This is a genomic window from Acinetobacter sp. UBA2063, assembly GCF_002333245.1.
Classification (GTDB): domain Bacteria; phylum Pseudomonadota; class Gammaproteobacteria; order Pseudomonadales; family Moraxellaceae; genus Acinetobacter; species Acinetobacter parvus.
The window spans coordinates 496-3,389 of record NZ_DDAH01000112.1 but is presented as its reverse complement, the minus strand read 5'-3'; the positions used below and the strand labels follow the sequence as shown (position 1 = coordinate 3,389).

The following is a 2,894-nucleotide window of genomic DNA, read 5'->3' as shown; positions in this document are numbered from 1 at the left end:
ATTTTTCCCATTCATCCAAACTCTTAAACAAATGGCTAGGGGGCTGTAATTCTTCTTTTGGCTTTTGAAGTTCAGTATCAGGAAATTTGATGTCTACCGTTTTTGGCAGTGTACTTGCTGTAGGAAGTACAATAGCCTTCCCTGCTTCTACACTTAGATTATTCATCCAATCTCCGAGTTCTTTTCTCCATCCAGAAATATCAATTGAATTACCAATTGAATCAGGTTCAGCTGTCACGGTGATGTTAATGTTTTTAAATATATCTGATTTTGCCTTTCTTAAAGATTCAGTAAACTCAGCGGAGACTCCACCTCCTGCGCCAATACCACTATAAGATATGGATAATCCACCTCCGTTATAATGCTCTGAATTACTACTGTTGCTACCAAAACTTAGTTTTCCCTCACCAATCGCACGATTCATCACTTCAACTTTTGTGACAAAAGAATCGCCATTCTGCTTATAAAATGTTTGTATCTCTTTAATAATGTGCTTACGCAATTCTCGCATATTGACCACTAACGTTTGACGAGTTTCAGCATCATTACATTGATTATATTGTGTTTGAAGTTGCGCAAAAATAGTCTGCATTTTTGAAAGCACTTGAATACTGCCATAGATGTTCCCTTTATCCAACGGTTTACCATCAATATTAACGGTTTTAATATAATGACATTTGCCTACACTCGCAGGTTCAACCACGGTATGTACTTTCTTTTCAAGCTCTTCTTCAGTCAGTGCTGTTCCAACTAAATATGCAGTAAAGTTATCACCACTATCATCCATACTCACAGTGCCGATTGTAATCGTCTTACCCGCACCCACTTGACGCATAATCGCAGAAACACTTCCTACCGTACTGGCTGTGGCATTCGCTTCGGCATGATGATATTTCGCTGCAACTTTAAAACCGAATCTTTTAATATTTGCAGAACCGCCAACCGACCATTGCTGATCTCTTAAACTACTGCTTGCACTACTCTTAATCTCAAAACTATCTGTTCTTGAAGACTGGGCATCATCGACAAACAAAAGATCGTCTTTTTTCAGTGCAGCCAAATTAAAAACCGAACGCATCACATAAGTCGCTTTCTGGGTATCAACTGGATAGCCAATATTGAGTGACTTAATATTCTCTGGTTTGGTTAGATCACGCACTCCTATGCTGTCCAAGCCAGTGTTTAAATAAATATTAAACTCACTTTCATCCATGTCTAAATATTCAGCCAGCGTTGGGTATTGCGCCATCAACGATGAACCCGATGGGGTATGCTCATTCAAACTTGATTTATTTTGATCTTCATTTTTCAGCTCACATCCCATCAACGGCAGCAAAAGCAGCAATGTTATTGATAAACGGTATGACATTCTATTTCTCCCCCTTATATTTTAGACTTGAATTATAAATGATCATTTTTTGTAGCAACATCACTGAAATTTGGTATTTTTATTTACCTTTCAATAAAATAAAAATCATTAGAATCTCAAATAAACCTATAATTTTATTTAAAAAATAAAGCATAAACCTACAAATACAAAATGTTAATGAGATAAAATTAAAGCTTAAAAAAATAATAAAATTGGCTCAGTTCTATACAGCCATTCGTTACTTAAATTTGGTCATTTTCTCAACCTCCTTGAGGGTTTGTTTAATCGGTTCATAATCCAGAAACCAGAGCAGGTTCAGGTTGCGTTGTTTATGCTGCTGTGCCAGCAGGTCAATGACACTACGCTCACCCCGTCCCACCAGATGTTGCTGATAGAAATAATACAGCAACAGCACTGTGCTTAATAACATCACCGCCAGCATGATCCAGAACCCGACAGGTGACTTTAATCCTGGAATAAACTCAAAGTTCATTCCGTAAATTCCCGTCAGCAAAGTCAAGGGTGCGAATACGGCGGTGATGATCGCCAAAATCCGCATATTTTCATTGGTTTGATTCGCAATAGCTGAAAAATGTAAGTCAATCGCCGATTGAATCGCATTTCTTAAACGCAAGGTATGTTTTTGAACACGCTCTACATGGCTCATTAAATCATTGAGACGAACCAAGAGAATGTCTTGATTCTTATGCTTATGTTCCCCCATCACATGATGATAATTATCCACCAGTTCATCTCGGAACTCCTGCAAGGTCTCTATTTGTTCCTCACATAAATTTTCAATTTGCTGGAAAGCCATATCTTCATGAAACAATTGATGCCACTGTTTAAAACGCCGATTGCCCTGCAAAAGTTGCTGTTGCCAGTATTCAACACGACGTGTTAGTGGGGTGCGCAGGTTTAGGTAGCCATCAATCATGCTGTTGAGCAGGCGCAAACAGAGATCCGCTGGGGTACTGGCCAGTTTACGGGGTTTATTCTGCTCCTCAATCGCCCGCCCCATAATGGTCTGGATACGTTGGATATAGCTTTCGATTGCTTTATTCCCCTGCTCCCTCACACTCACCAAAATGTTCGGCGTTAGAATAAAACCCATCGGTGTAGTTGCTAGGCCAAAAATACTTTCATGAGATTCTAAAGTATTGTCACTTTCATAAATTTGATCGTCTGGGCTAATCAGTTTGCGGAACACCAGCAGGTCATATTCCTCGACACTGTCGAAAGCACAAGGATGTTCGATATTGAGCAGGTCGCGCATATGAAATTCGTTAAGCACCACACCTGTATGCTCATAAATATTTTTTTGCCAAGAATCGGTATGATTAACCAGATCCTGTCTTAAACTATCCACCCACAAAAATTCCAGCATATGTTCTGATTGTTCTTCGGCACTAATAAAAATCGTATCTTCACTGTTATGACGATAAAAATAATAAAGCTGCATAACCATGATATTCATCTAAATCCCAAGAATATCATGCCATAAAAAAGCCCGCACAAGGCGGGC

General features: G+C 39.0%; 1 protein-coding gene and 1 pseudogene. Both read right to left on the bottom strand.

Going from position 1 to position 2,894, the window contains the following annotated elements:
- Positions 1-1,369: pseudogene (locus B4H32_RS04945) on the bottom strand (hypothetical protein); the annotation flags it as partial.
- A gap of 238 nt (positions 1,370-1,607) precedes the next feature.
- The gene (locus tag B4H32_RS04940; RefSeq protein ID WP_034422377.1) at positions 1,608-2,831 is read right to left on the bottom strand and encodes a magnesium transporter CorA family protein; all 1,224 of its coding nucleotides are present in this window, start codon (positions 2,829-2,831) and stop codon (positions 1,608-1,610) included.
- Positions 2,832-2,894: the final 63 nt, after the last annotated feature.